The sequence below is a fragment of the Dyella sp. RRB7 genome, assembly GCF_022761115.1.
Classification (GTDB): domain Bacteria; phylum Pseudomonadota; class Gammaproteobacteria; order Xanthomonadales; family Rhodanobacteraceae; genus Dyella.
In genome coordinates, this window is the sequence record NZ_JAKWJS010000001.1 from 400012 (window position 1) to 415543 (window position 15532).

6 protein-coding genes are annotated in these 15532 nt (G+C 67.0%); 5 read left to right on the forward strand and 1 reads right to left on the reverse strand.

The features are described from left to right. Positions 1-3 precede the first annotated feature (3 nt). Entirely contained in the window at positions 4-4008 is a 4005-nt protein-coding gene (hrpA, locus tag MJ606_RS01975) for an ATP-dependent RNA helicase HrpA (RefSeq protein ID WP_243047734.1), read from the reverse strand. 282 nt (positions 4009-4290) lie between these two features. Between hrpA and MJ606_RS01980 the strand changes: the two genes are divergently transcribed. The 5 genes from MJ606_RS01980 to MJ606_RS02000 all read left to right on the forward strand — a co-directional run bounded on the left by MJ606_RS01980 (position 4291) and on the right by MJ606_RS02000 (position 15522). After that, positions 4291-4758, forward strand: coding sequence for a Dps family protein (locus tag MJ606_RS01980; RefSeq protein ID WP_243047735.1), 468 nt, complete (start codon positions 4291-4293; stop codon positions 4756-4758). Positions 4759-5017: 259 nt separating this feature from the next. Beyond that, entirely contained in the window at positions 5018-7651 is a 2634-nt protein-coding gene (locus tag MJ606_RS01985; protein ID WP_243047736.1) for a glycosyltransferase family 2 protein, read from the forward strand. 117 nt (positions 7652-7768) lie between these two features. Continuing rightward, positions 7769-9529: an autotransporter assembly complex family protein gene (locus tag MJ606_RS01990; RefSeq protein ID WP_243047737.1), complete on the forward strand. Its 1761-nt coding sequence runs from the start codon at positions 7769-7771 to the stop codon at positions 9527-9529. Positions 9530-9539: 10 nt separating this feature from the next. After that, a complete protein-coding gene (locus tag MJ606_RS01995; RefSeq protein WP_243047738.1) occupies positions 9540-13340 on the forward strand; it encodes a translocation/assembly module TamB domain-containing protein in 3801 nt (1266 codons plus the stop codon). Between the two features lie 103 nt (positions 13341-13443). Next, entirely contained in the window at positions 13444-15522 is a 2079-nt protein-coding gene (locus MJ606_RS02000) for a M13 family metallopeptidase (protein ID WP_243047739.1), read from the forward strand. Positions 15523-15532 lie beyond the last annotated feature (10 nt).

A 15532-nucleotide genomic window follows, 5' to 3' on the forward strand; every position in this document is an offset into this window, starting at 1 on the left:
CTCCTACCGTAGAACCTCAAGCGCGCGGGTAAGCCGCTTGGCGGAAACCGGCTCGGCCGTCTTCAATTCCTGCGCGAACAGCGACACGCGCCATTCCTCGATCAGCCAGCGCAGTTCTTCCAGCGCTTCGCTGCCGGCGGCGCGATGCTTCAGGTACTCGCGCCAGAACGGCAGCACCTGCAGCAGGCGCTGCTGGTCCTTGGCCGGGTCCTGGCGCAAACGTTCCGCGCGCAGCCGCATCGCCTTGAGGTAGCGCGGATAGTGCGCCAGCCGCGAGGTCGGCAGCTCGCGCAGGAAACCCGGCGTGAGCAGCGCATCGAGTTGTTCGCGCAGGTCGTCGTAGCTGGCCCGCGCAAAGCCCATCAGCGGCGGCTGCAGCCAGGGCTTGAGCTCGGCCTGCGCCTCGATGATCGGCTCGGCCAGTTTCAGCCGCTCCACCGCCGCCGCGAACAGTTCACGCGCGGCCTGGGCATGCAACGCCTCGAAGGCGCCGGCCGTACGCACATCGAGGGCATGGCGTTGCAGCAGATCGCTGAAACCGCCTTCCACCAGATCCTCGCGCAGTCCATCGACGCCGCCGAGCGGCGCGTACTTGAGTGCCAGCGGATGGCCCACCGGCAAACGCCGGCGTGCCTGTTTCATGTCGCTGGCCAGCGCGTTGCGCAGCAGGCGCACGACGCCTTGCCGGTGTGCTTCGCGCGCTTCGTCGCTGCGCTCGAACACACGCAAGGCCACCGTCTCGCCCAGATCGACCAGCGCCGGATACGCCATCAGGCCGCCGCTCGAACGCACCTGCGTGGGGATTTCCTCGAAATCCCAGCTGGCGATGTCCTCGCGGGTCAGCTCGACATCGGTCTTGCGCGAGAACGCCTCGCGCGCCTGTCCTTCCCAGTGCGCCCGCAGGGCGGCGAGATCGCGCCCGGATGCCAAGGTCTTGCCGTTCTCGTCGTGCAGGCGATAACGCATGCGGAAATGCGCGGGCAACTCTACCGCGTCGAATTCCGCGGCCGACACGTCGACACCCGTGGCCCGCTTGAGGAACGCGGCGAGCGCCTTGGCCAGCGGCTCGTCGCGCGGCGCCTCGGCTTCCACGAAGGCGCGGGCGAAATCCGGCGCGGGCACGAAGTTGCGCCGCAGCGCCTTGGGCAGGCCACGGATCAGCTCGGCCACCTTTTCGGCCAGCAGGCCAGGCACCAGCCATTCGCAGCGCGCCGCCGGCAAGGCGTTCAACATGGCCAGCGGCAGGTGCAGGGTGACGCCGTCGGCATCGTCGCCCGGCACGAAACGGTATTCCAGGCGGTACTTCTGCGGCGTCACCTCCAGTGACGCCGGGAAAGCCCTCGGGTCGAGCCCCGCCCCGCCGCTCATCACATCGTCCAGCGACCAGCGCAAGGCGGCCTGCTCGGCTGGGCGCGCCTTGCGATACCACGCGTCGAGCGCCCGACTGTCGGCGATGTCCTGGGGCAGCTTGCCTTCGAAGAAGCCGACCAGCTCGTCCTCGTGGCGCAACAACCCCTCGCGGCGCTGCTTGGCTTCGATGCCGAGCGCGTCCTCCAGCACGCGCTGGTTGGCTCGGATGAAATCGGCGCGCGCATCGATATCGCAACGCACCAGCGCTTCGCGCAGGAATATCTCATGCGCCAGGGCCGGGTCCTGCTGCTGGAACGTGACCGGCCGGCGCTCGACCAGGGTCAGCCCGAACAGGCTGACCTGCTCGTACGCCACCACATGCCCGCGCTTGCGCGACCAGTGCGGATCGCGGCAGGAGGAACGCAGCAGATGCGCCGCCTGCTGCTCGATCCACAGCGGCTCCACGCGGGCACACGCCATGCCCCACACGCGTCCGCCGACGTCGAGGATCTGCGCGGCGAAGATCCAGTTCGGCGGCACCTTCGACAAGGCCGAGCCGGGAAACACCTGGAAGCGGCGCTCGCGCGTGCTGCGATAGACGCCCTTCTCGTCCTTGTGGCCCACCTGGGTGGGCAAGCCGGCGAGCAGGCTGCGATGGATGGCTTCGTAGTGGCGAGCGGCTTCGTCATCCTGACTCTCCCCTCCCTTTGGGCGCACGGCGGCCACCTTTGCCTTTGCCGCACCTCGCGAGGCCGGCCGCTCGTCCCGGCCTTCTCCGCGCAGGGGAGAAGGCGTCGCCGCTTCCAGGCTCCAGCCCAGCTCCTGCACCACCAGCAACAGCTGCCGATGCAGCTCGCGCCACTCGCGCATGCGCATGAAGCTGAGGAAATGCCGCGTGCACCAGTCGCGCAGCTTCGATTGCGTCAGTTCTTCATGCGCCTTGCCGTATTCGCGCCACAGATTGAGCACGCCCACGAAGTCGGACTTGGGATCGGCAAACGCCGCATGCGCGGCATCGGCTTGCTGGCGTGCGTCGGCGGGGCGCTCGCGCGGGTCCTGGATGCTGAGGAAGGACACGATGGTGAGCAGGTCGCGCAGGCTGTGCAGCTTTTCCGCTTCCACCAGCATGCGCGCCAGCTGCACATCGATGGGCAGCTTGGCGACGGTGCGGCCGATGGGCGTCAGCCGGCGCGCATCGTCGATCGCCGATATCTCGGCCAGACGGCGGTAGCCATCGGCCACCACGCGCGGGTCGGGCGCTTCGAGGAACGGAAACTGATCCACCTCGCCCAACTGCAACGCGAGCATGCGCAGGATCACGTTGGCCAGCGACGAGCGCAGCAGTTCCGGATCGGTAAATGCCGCGCGGCTCGCATAATCGGCCTCGTCGTAGAGGCGATAGCAGGTGCCGGGACCCACGCGGCCGCAACGCCCCTTGCGCTGGTCGGCGGCGGCGCGCGAAATCGGCTCCACGTGCAGGCGTTCGAGCTGGCTGCGCTGGCTGTAGCGCTTCACGCGCGCCTGCCCGGTGTCAATGACGTAGCGGATGCGCGGCACCGTCAGCGAGGTTTCGGCCACGTTGGTGGCCAGTACCACGCGACGCTTGGTGCCCGGCTTGAACACGCGATCCTGGTCGCCGGCGGAAAGCCGCGCATACAGCGGCAACACTTCCGTCTCGCGATACTGGCGGCGCGACAGCAGCAGGTGCGCGTCGCGGATCTCGCGCTCGCCCGGCAGGAAGATCAGCACATCGCCGCGCGGGTCGTCATGGGTGATCTCATCCAGCACGGCGGCCACATGGTCGGCACTGCCCTGCTGCAGGTCGCCTGCCCGCTGGCCACGCCTCGCGGCCACGTCGTCCACGGAACGCCAGCGCACCTCCACCGGATACGTGCGCCCTTCCACCGAGACGATGGGCGCCCCGTCGAAATGCTCGGCAAAGCGCGCCGTGTCGATGGTGGCCGAGGTGACGATGATCTTCAGCGTGGGCCGCTTGGCCGCCAGCCGCTTCAGATAGCCCAGCAGGAAATCGATATTGAGGCTGCGCTCGTGCGCTTCGTCGATGATGATGGTGTCGTAGGCGCTCAGCCAGGGATCGCCCTGCGTCTCGGCCAGCAGGATGCCGTCGGTCATGAACTTGACCAGGCTGCGTTCGGATACCTGGTCGTTGAAGCGCACCTGGAAACCGACCTGGTCGCCCAGCTGGGTGCCCAGTTCCTCGGCCACGCGGCGCGCCACCGAACGCGCCGCCAGCCGGCGCGGCTGGGTACAGCCGATCATGCCGGCCTCGCCCCGCCCCGCGGCCAGGCACAGCTTGGGCAGCTGGGTGGTCTTGCCCGAGCCGGTCTCGCCGGCGATCACCACCACCTGATGCTTGCGGATCAGTTCGACGATCTCGTCGGCACGGGCGGTGATGGGCAGCGATTCGTCCAGCCGGATCGCCGGCTTGGCCTCGACGCGGGCCCGGCGCCTGGCGGCGGAGGCCTCGATATCGGCCCCCAGCGCGGCCAGCTTCTTCTCGTCGAAGCGACGCGTCAGCTCGCGCCAACGGCCCAGCAGGCGGCCGAAGTCGCGGCTGGACACGGTATCGAGTGCCTGGCGCAGCGGACGCAGGCGTGCGTCTGGCGCGGAGGCGGCGTTGGCGGCGGCATGGGTCATCGGACCGCACATGATAACTGCTGGCCCGCCATACAAGCGCCCGGAGGTTCGACGACACCGGCGCCGCGGCATGCCCCGCCGATGGGCGGCCATGGCGTGGCAGTTTGCCGCGAGCCCCTCGAATGACCGGGCCAGCGCCATCAACTGGTTGATAGCGCACGGTCGAGTGCCGGCGATAGCCTCGATCTATCGCCAACATCGGCAGGATTCATTTCCCCGCGATGTAACGGCTGACTAAGCTCGAACCAGCTTCCATCCCACCACTCTCCCAAGGAGCAAGCCATGGCCATTTCCATCGGTATCGCCAAGAAGGACCGGGAACAGATCGGTCAACACCTTTCCAAGCTGCTGGCCGACACCTATTCGCTGTACCTGAAGACCCACAGCTTCCACTGGAACATCACCGGCCCGCACTTCAACAGCCTGCACACCATGTTCGAGACGCAGTACAACGAACTGTGGCTGGCCGCCGACGAGATCGCCGAGCGCATCCGCACGCTGGACGTGTTCGCCCCTGGCTCCTACAGCCAGTTCGGCAAGCTCACCACCATCAAGGAGGAGTCGGGCGTGCCGGACTGGAAGGACATGGTGGGCCAGTTGGTCGAAGGCCACGAAATCGCCGCGCATACCGCGCGCGAGGTCATCAAGGCAGCGGACGCGGCTGGCGACGAAGGCACCGCCGACATCGTCACCGGCCGCCTGAAGGAGCACGAGAAAACCGCCTGGATGCTGCGTTCGCTGCTGAAGTAAGTCACCTTGCCATCGCCCGGCGGCCCTCTCCTAGTCCCATCCACGAGGGGGCCCGCCGGGTTTCCGCTGCACCGTCCTGCCCGGATGACCGGCCACCATCGTCACGGCCCTTGAACATCCCACCGCGAAAACCCCGCGCAAAACCGTATGGCCTGACCTCGGGCTGACCATCTTTCGCTTCTTTTATTGAGCGAAATGCCCTGCATGGTTAAGCTCCTTACGCTTTTCGGCCTCGTGTGAGGCAGCCACGGGGATCGTTTTGAGCGCTACACCAACCACCCACGACAGTCGGCACCCGCTGCTCGCAGCCATCCTGCTCGCCCTGATCGTGGCGGCCATGAATATCGGCCTGTGGTGGTGGAGCAACCTGCCCCACGGCCCCGAGGACTGGAAGGGCCCGATCAGCGGCTTCGCGCTGTCCGCCTTCCAGCGCTACCAGAGCCCGTTCAAGAACGACTTCCCGTCCGAGGAACAGATCGACGGCGACCTGAAGCTGCTCAGCCACTACACCTCGCGCATCCGCACTTATTCGACCCTGCAGAACCCGCAGGTCTATCGCCTGGCCGAGAAGGACGGGATGGACGTACTGGCCGGCGCCTGGATCGACCGCCGCCTGGACAACAATGAAAAGGAAATCGAGGCGCTGATCGCGCAGGCGCGCCGCTATCCCAATGCCGTCACCCGCGTGCTGGTGGGCAACGAGGTGCTGTTCCGCAACGACGTGCCGCCCGAGCAGCTGATGGCCTACGCCGACCGCGTGCGCGCGGCGCTGCACCAGCCGGTATCCATCGCCGAGCCCTTCCACATCTGGGTCAAGTACCCCGAGCTGGCCAACCACGTGGACTTCATCACGGTGCACCTGTTCCCCTACTGGAACGGCATCGCCGCCACGGGCATCCCAAGCAACAAAGATCCTCTCGATGGCTACCCGGCGGTGAAGGACGCGCTGGCGAGCTACGAGGCGCTCAAGAAGATGTTCCCCAACAAGCCGGTGGTGATCGGCGAAATCGGCTGGCCGTCGAACGGTGACCGCTACAAGTACGCCGATCCGTCGGTGTCCAACGAGGCGATCTTCCTGCGCACGTGGTTCAACACGGCCAAGCGCGAGAACATCGACTACTACGTGATGGAGGCGTTCGACCAGCCCTGGAAGGAGAAGCTCTCCGGCCGTACCGAAGCCTATTGGGGCATGTTCAATGCCGACCGCCAGCCGAAATTCCCGTTCACCGGCCCGGTGACCGAGGACACCGGCTGGCCGTGGAAGGCGCTGGCGGCGAGCCTGCTCGCGCTGCTGCCGATGATCTGGTTCGCGCGCCACTACAGCCGCTTCAAGCTGATGGGGCGGTTCTTCTTCTGCGCGCTGATCCAGCTGGCCTGCGGCCTGATCACCTGGTCGGCTACGCTGCCGTTCAATTTCTACCTGAGCTGGATCGACTGGACCATGCTGGTGCTGTTGTTCCCGGCCCAGATCGCGATCCTCGCCATCCTGCTGATCAACGGCTTCGAGTTCACCGAAGTGCTGTGGCGCCGCAACTGGGTGCGCCATGCCGGCCTGCTCACGCCCGATCCGGTGGAGAAGCAGCCGTTCGTGTCGATCCACCTGGCCTGCTACAACGAGCCGCCGGAGATGGTGTTCGTCACGCTCGATTCGCTGGCCAAGCTGCAGTACCAGAACTACGAAGTGCTGGTGATCGACAACAACACCAAGGACCCGGCGATCTGGAAGCCGGTGCAGGATTACTGCGAGAAGCTGGGCAGCAAGTTCCGCTTCTTCCACCTGGAACCGTGGCCGGGCTTCAAGGCCGGCGCGCTGAACTTCGGCCTGAAGGAAACCGATCCGCGCGCCGACGTGGTGGCGGTGATCGACGCCGACTACGAAGTGCGCGAAGACTGGCTGTCCTCGCTGACCGGCTACTTCCACGACCCGAAGGTGGCCGTGGTGCAGTGCCCGCAGGCGCACCGCGACTTCGAGCACAACCGCTTCCGCCGCATGACCGCGTGGGAGTACGACGGCTTCTTCCGCATCGGCATGCACCATCGCAACGAGCGCAACGCCATCATCCAGCACGGCACCATGACCATGGTGCGCCGCTCTGCGCTGGAAGGCACCGGCGGCTGGTCGGAATGGACCATCTGCGAGGACGCCGAGCTGGGCCTGCGCCTGATGCACGCCGGCTATGAGCTGGTCTATGTCGACGAGCTGATGGGCAAGGGCCTCACCCCGGCGGACTTCAAGGCGTACAAGAGCCAGCGCTACCGCTGGGCCTTCGGCGCCATGCAGATCCTCAAGGGCCGCTGGGACTGGATGACCAAGAAGGGCCCGCTCTCGGGCGGACAGCGCTTCCACTTCCTCACCGGCTGGTTCAGCTGGTTCGCCGATGCGCTGCACCTGATCTTCACCATGATGGCGATCTTCTGGACCGCCGGCATGGTGGCCTTCCCCACCTTGTTCAGCCTGCCCATGCAGCTGTTCCTGATCCCGGTGATCGGCTTCTTCTTCGCCAAGGCCATCTTCGGCATCGTGCTGTACCGCGCCCGCGTCCCCTGCGGCTGGTACGACACCTTGATGGCCTCGCTGGCCAGCATGGGCCTGTCGCACGCCATCGCGCGCGGCATCCTGCATGGTCTTACCCGCGAGAAGACCTCGTTCGTGGTGACCGCCAAGAGCCGACGCCTGGGCGGCAGCAACTTCGCCGCCTTCGCGCCGGTGCGCGAGGAACTGCTGATGGCGGTCGCCCTGCTGTGCTGCGTCATCGGCATGGGCCTGCGCTTTGGCACGCACTATGTCGAAGGCACGCTGTGGATGTTCATCCTGGCGGCGCAGTCGATTCCGTACGTGTCGGCCGTGGTCGGCGCATGGATCGCGCACAAGGCCGGCGACAAGGCAGGCTGATGCACACCGGTTCCGCCAGGTGCCATTCATCGGCACCCGGCGATTGATGGGCTAAGCTTGGACCCCGCGTGTTGCCCATGCGCGCACGCTGCCACTTCCAGGACGGAACAGGATCGCATGCGCCGACTTCGACGCCTGACGCTGCTGCCGCTATTGCTGGCCCCGCTGCTTGCGCATGCGGGCGTACAGCTGGTGGTCGATGGCGTGGACGATCCGCTGAAACTGGCGGTCAGCTCGGGCGTGGATATCTCGCAGTACGCCAACCGCGACGTCACCGAAGCGCAGGTCAAGCGCCTCTACGGCCTGGCGATCGACCAGGCCAAGAGCGCGCTGGAGCCGTACGGCTATTACGAGGCGAGCGTGCAGGGTCAGCTGGACCCGGTCGGCGGCAACTGGCGCGTTACGCTGCACGTCACCCCCGGCACGCCGGTGAAGATCACCGCGGTGGACCTGCAACTCGATGCCACGGCAGCGGCGATCCCCGCCATCCGTCGTGCCCAGCGCGCGATCGAAAATCTGAAGGGGGAGACGCTCGACCACGGCGTGTACGATGCCGACCGCGACGCGTTGAGCGGCGCGCTCACCGCCAACGGCTTTCTCGATGCGCGGCTGGTCACCCACCGGGTGGAGGTGAACCGTGGCGAACGCAGCGCGGTCATCCACCTGGCCTGGCAGGCCGGCCCGCGCTACCGCTTCGGCCAGGTGCATTTCGAGGGCTCGCAGTTCCGCCCCGGCTTTCTGCAGCGCTATGTGCCGTTCAAGGCCGGCGACTACTTCGTGCAGGACAAGCTGCTGCAGTTGCAGCAGGCCTTGAACGGCGCCGACTACTTCGCCGTGGTCAACGTGCAGCCCGACGTGGACGACAAGAAAAACGGCGTGGTCGACGTCAAGGTGGAACTGGTGCCGGCCAAGCGCACCGTCTACACCGGCGGCCCGTTCTTCGGCACCGATACCGGCTTCGGCGTGCGGCTGGGCAGCGAGCGGCGCTGGGTGAACAGCCGCGGCCACAAGTGGAAGAACGAGCTGGTGCTGGCGCAGAACCTCAAGACCCTGTCCACGCTCTACTCCGTGCCCATGCCCGGCCCCAACCAGCGCAGCTTCAACTACGGCGCCACCTACCGCGACTCCGACACCGATACCTCGCATTCGAAGACGCTGGAAGTCGTCGCCAACGAGACGCGCCAGTGGTACGGCTGGGTGCGCACCATCGGACTCCACGCGCTGGATGGCACCTTCACCGTGGGCCAGCGGAACGGCGAATCGGACAACGCGCCGGGCGTGGACCACGGCCGCAGCAACCTGTTCTATCCGGAGATTTCGCTGTCGCGCAAATCCGGCGACAACCCGATCTTCGTGCGCAATGGCTGGTCGCTGACGCTTGCCGCGCGCAGCACGCTGGGCCCGTTCCTGTCGACCACCAGCTTCAGCCAGGTGACGGCGGACGCCAAATGGATCAAATCGTTCTGGGACAACAACCGCCTGATCCTGCGCGGCTCGGCCGGCATGACCTGGACCGACGACTTTGCCGACCTGCCACCGCAGTTGCGCTTCTTCGCCGGTGGCGACCGCTCGGTGCGCGGCTACGGTTACCAGAGCATCGGCCCGGAGAACAGCTACGGCCGCGTGATCGGCGGCAAGAACCTGTTGGTGGGCAGCACCGAGGTGGAGCACTACTTCACCCCCAAATGGGGCATGGCGGTGTTTGTGGACGCCGGCAACGCCTTCAATGGCACGGACTATCGCCCCCAGCTGGGCACCGGCCTGGGCGTACGCTGGCTGTCGCCGGTGGGTATGATCCGGGTGGATCTGGGCACGCCGGTGGACAATTCCGATAAACATGGCGTGGAACTTCACGTCGTGATCGGCCCGGATCTGTGAGAACGCCGCGATGACTTCCGCCACGCCCGCCCCGCCCCCCGCCGCCGCGCCCAAGCGGCGGCGTCACTGGGTCCGCTGGAGCCTGCTGGGCGTGCTGGTGGTGTTGCTGCTGCTGGGCGCGGCCGTCCTGTGGTTGCTCGGCACATCGTCGGGCCTGCGCTTTGCGCTGGCGCGTACCGAAGGCCTCACCCACGGCGCGGTCAGCGTGCAATCGGCCGAAGGTCGCCTGGTCGGCCCGCTTGATCTCACCGGCGTGCGTTATGCCGATGGCGACGGCCTGGAAGTGAAACTGGCGCGCGCGCATCTCGACCTGCGCGCCGCTTCCTTGCTGCGCAAGCGCCTGCATGTGCTCGACCTGGACGCGGACGGCCTGGCGGTGACGCTGCCCAAGAGCAAGCCGGACGAGCCCCCCAGCGAGAACAGCGCCTGGTGGAAGCCGCCGTTCGACATGCTGCTCGACCGGGCGCACCTGGGCACGGCGCGCATCATCCAGGATGGCCAGACCCTGTTCGCCTCCGATTCGCTCGACCTGGCGGGCGGTTGGACCCAGCGCGGCATCGAACTGCGCCAGCTGGCGCTGCGCGCGCCGGACGGCCATGCCGACCTCAACGGCACCTTGGTGGTGGCGGGCAATTACCGCGGCGACGGCAAGGCAGGCTTCGCCTGGACCGTCGGCGGCATCGGCTATGCCGGCACGCTGCAGACGCATGGCGATGGCAGGCAAGCCACGGTCGATCTGCAACTCGCCCAGCCGATGGCCGCCCGCCTGCAGCTGCAGCTGGCGCAAAGCGGCGACTACGCCTGGACGGCGCGGCTGGATGCGCCACGCTTCGATCCCAAGCCGCTGCTGGGCGACAGTGCCCTGCATGGGCTGGCGGTGGCGCTCGAAGGCAACGGCGACCGCCACCGCGCCACGCTGAACGGGCAACTGGGCCTCAACGATTATCAGTTGTTGCTGCACCCGTTGAGTGCGCGCTTCAGTGACGACTTCAACACGCTCACCATCGAACAGCTCGCGCTCGGCTCACCCCAGTTCAAGGGTGATGTCACCGCGCGTGGCACGCTGCAGCTGGATGCCAAGCCACTCGCCGCCGAACTGGCCGTCGACTGGACCGGCGTGGAACTGCCCGAGGCACTGGCCGGGCAGCGCCTGCTCAGCCATGGCCGGCTGAGCGCCAAGGGCACCCCGGAGCAGTTCCACGCCAGCAGCGAACTGGCCATCGGCGCGGAAGGCCAGCTGGCCGACGTGTCGCTCGACCTCGACGGCACGCCGAAGCGGATCGAACTGCACTCGCTGACCGTCAAGCAGGCGCCGGGCAACCTGCAGGCCAAGGGCGTACTCACCTTGCAGCCGGTGCTGGGATGGCAACTGCAGGCCACCGCCAGCAAGTTCGATCCCGGACACCTGCTGGCCCAATGGCATGGTTCGCTGGATTTCGATATCGCCTCGCAGGGAACGCTGCCGCAGGATCATCCCGACGTCACCCTGGACATCCGTAAGCTCGACGGCCACCTGCGCGATCGCATCGTGCACGGCGACGGCAAGCTGCACCTGCCGCCGGAAGGCGTGGTGGATGGCAAGCTGCACCTGCTCTCGGGCGGCAGCGACGCCACCATCGAGGCCAAGCCGGGCAGCAGCAACAACATCACCGTCACGCTGGCCGTGGCCACGCTGGCGGACTGGCTGCCCGATGCCGCCGGCCGCCTGCAGGGCACCATCCACGTGCGCGGCAGGCAGCCGAAGCTGGCGGTCGACGCCAAGGTGCAGGGACAGGCATTGAGCTATGCGGGCCAGCATGTGGACAGCCTGCACCTGCTCGCCAACCTGCCCGACCTCAGCCAGCCTGGCGGCAAGCTCGATCTGCAGGCCACGGGCGTGAATGCGGGCGGGCTGGCCTTCACCCAGGTCAACCTGCGAGGTGACGGCACGGCGGCACGGCACAGCCTTACCCTGGATGCGCGGGGCTCACCGCTGTCCACCGATCTCGCGCTCAGCGGCAGCCTCAAGGGCTCGGCCTGGAGCGGCACGCTGTCCACCCTCGACATCGACCTCGCCGGACTGCCGCGCTGGCGCCTGCAGCAATCCACCCAGCTGTCGTACAACGACGGTGTCATGAACCTGTCCGAGCTGTGTCTTACGGCCGGCGAACCGCTGCTGTGCTCCGCCGCCAGGCAGGACAAGGCCGGCAACCTGGACGCCAGCTATCGCCTGCACAGCCTGCCGATTGCCCTGCTGATGAGCGCGATCAGCGACAGCAAGGTGCCGATGCAGGTGGATGGGTCATTGGAAGGCAGCGGCAGTGTCCGCCGCAATACGGCAGGCGCGTTGAACGGAACGGCATCGATCACCTCTGCGCATGGGGTGATCGCCTATGCCGACCGCACCGACCAGCCGCTGCTCACCTACGACCATCTCGCGCTCAATGCCCAGCTGAGTCCTTCCAGCCAACATATCGAGTTGCATGCCGGCCTCACCAACAATGGACGTCTGGACGGCCAGGCCACCCTCAGCGGCGCGCAGCAGGCACTTTCCGGCCACGTCTCGCTGCATGTCACCAACCTGGCGCTGCTGGAGATATTCACCACCGCCGTGGTCAACCCCAAGGGCGCCCTTGGCGGCGAATTCGCCCTCGCGGGCACGCTCGAACAACCGGCCATCACCGGCCAGGCCACGCTGAGCAACTTCGCCGCGGAAATCCCCGCGATGGGCCTGAAGCTGGACCAGGGCCAGGTCAGCGTGACCACCAACGACGCCAAGACCTTCCGCCTGGATGGCAGCCTGCGTTCCGGCGACGGCAGCCTGCTGCTGGCAGGCACCGCCTCGCTGGGCAGCGACGCGCAAAGCGTGCTGTCGGTGAAGGGCAGCAACGTGCGGGTGATCGACATCCCCTCGGCCAAGGTCGCCGTCTCGCCCGATCTCGCCGTCCATCACAGCGCCAACGGGCTGGACATCACCGGCGCGGTGACCCTCGACAGCGCCGAAGTGAACCTGGACAAGCTGCCGGGCGCCGGCGCCACCAAGGCCTCGCCGGACGTGGTCGTGGTCGATGACCAGCGACGCCAGGAAGAAGCGGTGCGGATGCCGATCACCGCCACGGTCACGGTGAAGCTGGGCAACAAGGCGCACCTGGTCGGCATGGGCCTGGACGGACGCCTGCATGGCCAGCTGGTCGTGAGCGAGCGCCCGGGACGTCCCACCAGCGGCCAGGGCCAGATCCAGGTGGACGGCACCTACAAGGCCTACGGCCAGAACCTGCAGATCCAACGCGGCCAGCTGTTGTTCGCGGGCACCCCGATCGACAACCCCGGCCTCAACATCCGTGCCGTACGCAAGCTCAACCCCAATGCCACCATCGACAATGGCCAGCAGGTGGGGCTCAACGTGGCCGGCACCGCGCAGCGCCCGGTGCTCACCGTGTTCTCGCAGCCGGTGATGGAACAGTCCGATGCGCTGTCCTACCTGGTCACCGGCAAGCCGTTGTCGCAAGTGAAGGGCGGCGAAGGCAGCATGGTGGGCGCGGCGGCACAGGCGCTGGGTTCGGCCACCGGCAACCTGCTGGCCAAGAGCATCGGCTCGCGCCTGGGCGTCGACGACATCGGCGTGAGCAGCAGCGATGCGCTCAGCGGTGGCTCGGCCTTCACCGTGGGCAAATACCTGTCGCCGCGCCTCTACCTGAGCTACGGCGTGGGCCTGTTCGATCCCGGCCAGGTGATCACCCTGCGCTATCGCTTGAACGGCCGCTGGAGCTTCGAGGCGCAGAACGCCACCGAATTCAGCCGCGCGAGCCTCAACTACCGCTACGAACGCTAGCTCCTACAGAGAAACAAGGCGCCGCCGCCTAGCCCAAAAGTCATGCCCCGCCCGATGGAGCAACGGACTATCGTTGGCGTTTTACCCACCCAGGAGACCGCTCATGCGGCAATTTCGTTGGATTCTCACCGCAGCGGCGCTGGCCAGCACCTGCGCCCTGGCGACCCCGCCGGTGGTACCGGTGGCGGCGCAGGCACCGGCCCGTGGCCCCAGCGGCATCGATCTGGCCGGCATCGACCACAGCGTGCTGCCGGGCAACGATTTCGACAACTACGCCAACGGCAACTGGAAGAAGACCGCCGAGATTCCCGCTGACCGCTCCAGCACCGGCATCTTCCTGCAGGTATTCCTGAAGGCCGAGCAGCGCAACGCCGACCTGATCAAGGCCGCGGCCGCCAGCAACGCGCCGGCCGGCAGCGACGAGCGCAAGATCGCCGACTACTACGCGGCCTTCATGGACGAAGCCACCATCGAGAAGCGCGGCCTCGCGCCGCTGCAGCCCGAGCTGAAGCAGATCGACGCCATCGCCAGCCGGGCCGACCTGGCCCGCGTGCTGGGCAGCGGCCTGCGTGCCGACGTCGATCCGGTCAACGCCACCAACTTCGAGACCGAGCACCTGTTCGGCCTGTTCGTCTCGCACGGCCTGGACGACGCCACCCACAACATCCCCTACCTGCTGCAGGGTGGCCTGGGGATGCCCACGCGCGACTACTACCTGTCCGACGACAAGGACATGGTCGCCACGCGCGAAAAGTACCAGGCCTATGTCGCCGCCCTGCTCAAGCAGGCCGGCGTGGCCGATAGCGACGCCAAGGCCAAGGCCATCCTCGAGCTGGAAACCAAGATCGCCAAGGCCCAGGTCGACATCGTCGACAGCCAGGACATCCACAAGGCCAACAACCCGTGGCCGCTCGGTTCGTTCGCCAAGAATGCGCCGGGCCTGGACTGGAACACCTACTTCAAGGCCGCCGGCCTCGACCAGCAGAAGATCATCGACGTGTGGCAGCTGCCCGGCATCAAGGGCCTGTCCGCGCTGACCGCCAGCGAACCGCTGCAGACCTGGAAGGATTACCTCACCTTCCACGCGCTCAACGAAAGCGCCAGCCTGCTGCCCAAGGCCTATGCCGACCTCAGCTTCGGCTTCTACGGCCAGACCCTCTCGGGCACGCCCAAGCAGCGTGACCGCTGGAAGCGCGCCATCGCCAGCACCAACGTCGCCCTGGGCGACGCGGTGGGCCAGATCTACGTGAAGAAGTACTTCCCCGCCTCGTCCAAGCAGGAAGTCGAGCAGATGGTGAAGAACATCCTCGCCGCCTTCGACGAACGCGTGGATCACCTGGACTGGATGACCCCCGCCACCCGCCAGAAGGCCAAGGCCAAGATCGCCAGCATCCGCGTCAGCGTCGGCTACCCCGATACCTGGCGCAACTACGGCACGCTGGATATCCGCGCCGATGACGCGCTGGGCAACCAGCAGCGCGCCAAGAAATACGAGTATGAGCACCAGCTGGCCAAGCTGAGCCAGCCGGTGGATCGCGGCGAATGGTGGATGACGCCGCAGACGGTGAACGCAGTGAACCTGCCGCTGCAGAACGCGCTGAACTTCCCCGCCGCCATCCTCGAAGCGCCGTTCTTCGACCCGAAGGCGGACGCCGCCGCGAACTATGGTTCGATCGGCGCGGTGATCGGCCACGAGATCAGCCACAGCTTCGACAACCTCGGCGCCGAGTTCGACGCGCAGGGCAACCTGGCCAACTGGTGGACGCCGGAAGACCAGGCGCACTTCAAGGCCGCCGGCCAGAAGCTGGTCGAGCAGTTCAACGCCTATGAAGCCCTGCCGGGCCTGCACGTGAACGGCCAGCAGACGCTGGGCGAAAACATCGCCGACCTGTCGGGCCTGACCATCGCCTATGCGGCTTACCAGAAGTCGCTCGGCGGCAAGCCCGCCCCGGTGATCGACGGCCTCACCGGCGACCAGCGCTTCTTCCTCGCCTTCGGCCAGTCGTGGCGCGAAAAGATCCGCGATGCCGCTCTGCGCCAGCGCGTGATCAGCAACGAGCATGCACCGGGCCGCTTCCGCGCCCAGACCGTGCGCAATCTCGATGCCTGGTATGACGCGTTCCAGCCCAAGCCGGGCGAGACGCTGTACCTGGCGCCGGCCGATCGCGTGAAGATCTGGTAAGCCGTTGCCC

What these genes read in the sequence shown, in the direction of transcription:
- MJ606_RS01980 (WP_243047735.1), top strand. Translation starts at nt 4,291, where the DNA reads ATGGCCATTTCCATCGGTATCGCCAAGAAGGACCGGGAACAGATCGGT.
- MJ606_RS01995 (WP_243047738.1), top strand. Translation starts at nt 9,540, where the DNA reads ATGACTTCCGCCACGCCCGCCCCGCCCCCCGCCGCCGCGCCCAAGCGG.
- MJ606_RS01990 (WP_243047737.1), top strand. Translation starts at nt 7,769, where the DNA reads ATGCGCCGACTTCGACGCCTGACGCTGCTGCCGCTATTGCTGGCCCCG.
- hrpA (WP_243047734.1), bottom strand. Translation starts at nt 4,008, where the DNA reads ATGACCCATGCCGCCGCCAACGCCGCCTCCGCGCCAGACGCACGCCTG.
- MJ606_RS02000 (WP_243047739.1), top strand. Translation starts at nt 13,444, where the DNA reads ATGCGGCAATTTCGTTGGATTCTCACCGCAGCGGCGCTGGCCAGCACC.